3 protein-coding genes are annotated in these 2,812 nt (G+C 43.4%); all 3 read right to left on the bottom strand.

Going from position 1 to position 2,812, the window contains the following annotated elements; all coding sequences use genetic code 11:
- Positions 1-61: 61 nt before the first annotated feature.
- Positions 62-1,681 (bottom strand): IS66 family transposase, encoded by a 1,620-nt coding sequence (tnpC, locus tag G5A70_RS15390; protein WP_173750324.1) that lies wholly within the window; start codon positions 1,679-1,681, stop codon positions 62-64.
- Positions 1,682-1,973: 292 nt separating this feature from the next.
- A complete protein-coding gene (gene tnpB / locus G5A70_RS15385) occupies positions 1,974-2,336 on the bottom strand; it encodes an IS66 family insertion sequence element accessory protein TnpB (RefSeq protein ID WP_173750323.1) in 363 nt (120 codons plus the stop codon).
- Positions 2,326-2,691 carry an IS66 family insertion sequence element accessory protein TnpB gene (locus G5A70_RS15380; RefSeq protein ID WP_173750322.1) on the bottom strand — a complete coding sequence of 122 codons (366 nt, stop codon included), beginning with the start codon at positions 2,689-2,691 and terminating at the stop codon, positions 2,326-2,328. Before G5A70_RS15380 ends, tnpB begins: the two co-directional genes overlap by 11 nt.
- Between the last annotated feature and the right edge of the window lie 121 nt (positions 2,692-2,812).

The following is a 2,812-nucleotide window of genomic DNA, read 5'->3' as shown; positions in this document are numbered from 1 at the left end:
GTAAACGCAAAATAGCGAGTACCTTGACATTTTTAGGCGGCTGCTTTGCAGCCACCGATATTTAAGCTTTGCGGATCCCTGCCGGAAGTTTTCCTGACCAGGGCAGAAGATCTTCCAGAAAAGAACAATCCTTATCATTCATGTGTTTCGGAATCTCTTCCAGGAGATGCTGCACATAATCAAAAGGTTTCAGATTATTGGCTTTTGCAGTTTCTACAATACTGTAAATGATTGCGGAAGATTTGGCTCCATGAATCGTATCGATCATCTGCCAGTTCTTCTTTCCGATACAGAAACCCCGGATTGCCCTTTCGGATGCATTATTATCAATCGGAACATCTCCATCTGTGAGAAATACCCGGAGATATTTTTCCTGATTCAGTGCATAGCCAACAGCATCACCAAATTTATCTTTCTTGGACACATTTATAGTTTTTAGGTACGCAAAAAACGCATCCACAAGTGGTTTGATAACCGCCTGCCGTTGCTTAAGCCGTTCATCAGAAGAAAGGTCCTTCAGCTTCCCTTCTTCCCGATAGATTGCCTGAATCTGTTTCATCAGAAGAAATGCATTGGATTCCTTTTGACAGGATTTCGGAACCAGCTTTAAGGCTTCATCAAATCTGCGGCGACAGTGCACCCAGCATCCGGCAATGGTCAGTTCTTCCAACTCTTTTTCTAAAGTATGGTAGACCTGGTAACCGTCTGTTACACAGATGCCGTCGTACCCTTTTAGGAATTCCCGTGGATGGGATGCATTTCTCGTTTGCTGGTATTCATACAGGACAATCTGCCGTTTTTGATACAAATGCCCGGAACGGTATACCCACATCCAGCTTTTGCTCCCGGCTTTGCGTCCGTCATGGTTTACAAGCACCGGCGTCTCGTCTGCCTGGATGACGTGGTAGAAATACAATTCTTTATGAAGATAATCATAAAGGATTGATAGATATTCCTCTGCCAAACGTATGCACCAGTTTGCCATATTCTGCCTTGTGATCTGCAGACCATAACGCTGGAATTCCTGCTCCAATCGATAGAGAGGAACTGCGTTCACATATTTTCCATTGATGATCGCAGCACCCAGAGATGGTGATACCAGACTCCCATGCAGTAACGCCTTTGGATGGTCTGCTTTCACCATGTGTTCATCTGTTTTGCTGGCATACACACCGATGTGATGTTCTTCCACTTCTGCCTTCGCAGGTACGAAATGATATTTTCTGGAAATGGCATCCGGTAACTGCTTCCATCCCCTGACACCGAATTCCGCTTCCAATTCCTCTTCGGACAGATAATGGTCAATCCGTCTGACCGGAAGCCCGGAAAGATCAGCCTCTTTCTTTCCTTTACGCTTCGGCTGCTTTGGAGACTTCAGTTCCAGAGCATCAGGCTCTGCTGCATTAAGATCACAGACAGCTTCCGCTTCATTGAAAAAGATAATCGTTCCGTCTACTTCACGAAAACAGATCTGGCTGGTATCTTCCATTTTTTCAGAAGACCTGCCAAAACGGTTCTGCTTACCAAGGATTACCTGTTCCATCAGGAGCTGCATTTTTTCATTCGATGCGTGAAGTTCCTTTGTTATGGCTTCCAATTGCTCCTGCTGTTGTAAAAGAAGCTGGATAAGAAACGGCTTATCAACACTATTTAATTGTTCCTTCGTATACTTAACTGCCATAACTAAACCTCACTTTCCTGAGTGCTATTATAGCAGAACCAACGGTTTTTGGCTATTTTTGAATTCTGTCACCTTCGTCATTTTGACGGTGGATAACAGTCATGAATACCTGAGAATAAAAGCCTGAATTTCAGATATTTATGACTGTTATCCACAATCTGAAAAGTTTTGGGATCCGGAGTATATAGAAACTCACAGAAAACTTTCAGAATGTGAATAACTTTAAATTTTATATCGCACAGGATAACCTGACATGGATGAAAATGATTTTATTTTCTGCGTTTTGCACAAATCACAAGGAGAATTCAGGATCAGGAACTTCTTCTATTGGATGTCTGGCAACGATTTCCAGACCCTGCATCAACATTCGATACTGGTCTGTGCTGATCTCCAGAGCTTCCTCCTGTGTGCGAGGCCATCGGAAGTTCCCGTTTTCAATCCGCTTGTACAGAAGGAGAAACCCGTCTCCTTCCCAGATAAGCCCTTTTATGCGATCTGTGCGTTTGCCACAAAATAAGAATAATGTATTCTTATCGTAAGGATCCAACTGGAACTGAAAACGTATAATCCTGGCTAAGCCATCAATTCCTCTGCGCAGATCTGTAAATCCGGTGGCCAGATACACTTTTTTGAACCCAGAGCCATCATTGAGCATTGCTGATCACTCCCAAAAGTGTTTTTAGAAATGAGGCAGATGCCTGTTCCGTGATTTCCAAAGTAAGGTGGTTTCTACCTCTGATCACGGCAGCGATTTTATGCTCCGATGTCATATTTACGGGATGGATTGCAGGAGAAGGAACTTCTACAAATGTTTGTGTCTGCTCCGCAGTTTCCAGGTAAGCCTCACGGACTTTTCGGAGTCTCCAGTAGTAACTCGCTTTTGTAATGTCGTGCAGCTGACACCATTCATCGATCTTCATTCCTTGCGGACGGTTTTGACAGTCTCTGACCAGATCAGCCCATTCACTCAGACGGGTTTGCTGTGCAACTAAACTTGTGTGAGATTTCATGACTCACCTCCTGTGATAAAGTCTAAAAAGTTGAGTACTAAACTATTTGGACTTTGTAGTGATGAGTCTATTATCTCACATTGGATGATTTTGAACAGGTACTTGCTATTTTGCGTTTACT

This window comes from Blautia hansenii (assembly GCF_013304445.1).
Lineage (GTDB): Bacteria > Bacillota > Clostridia > Lachnospirales > Lachnospiraceae > Blautia.
Note: the sequence above shows the minus strand (reverse complement) of the source record. Positions and strands in the feature narration are given on the sequence as shown.

Excerpts from the sequence above, each read along its gene's own strand:
- tnpC (WP_173750324.1), bottom strand. The coding sequence starts at position 1,681 with ATGGCAGTTAAGTATACGAAGGAACAATTAAATAGTGTTGATAAGCCG.
- G5A70_RS15380 (WP_173750322.1), bottom strand. The coding sequence starts at position 2,691 with ATGAAATCTCACACAAGTTTAGTTGCACAGCAAACCCGTCTGAGTGAA.
- tnpB (WP_173750323.1), bottom strand. The coding sequence starts at position 2,336 with ATGCTCAATGATGGCTCTGGGTTCAAAAAAGTGTATCTGGCCACCGGA.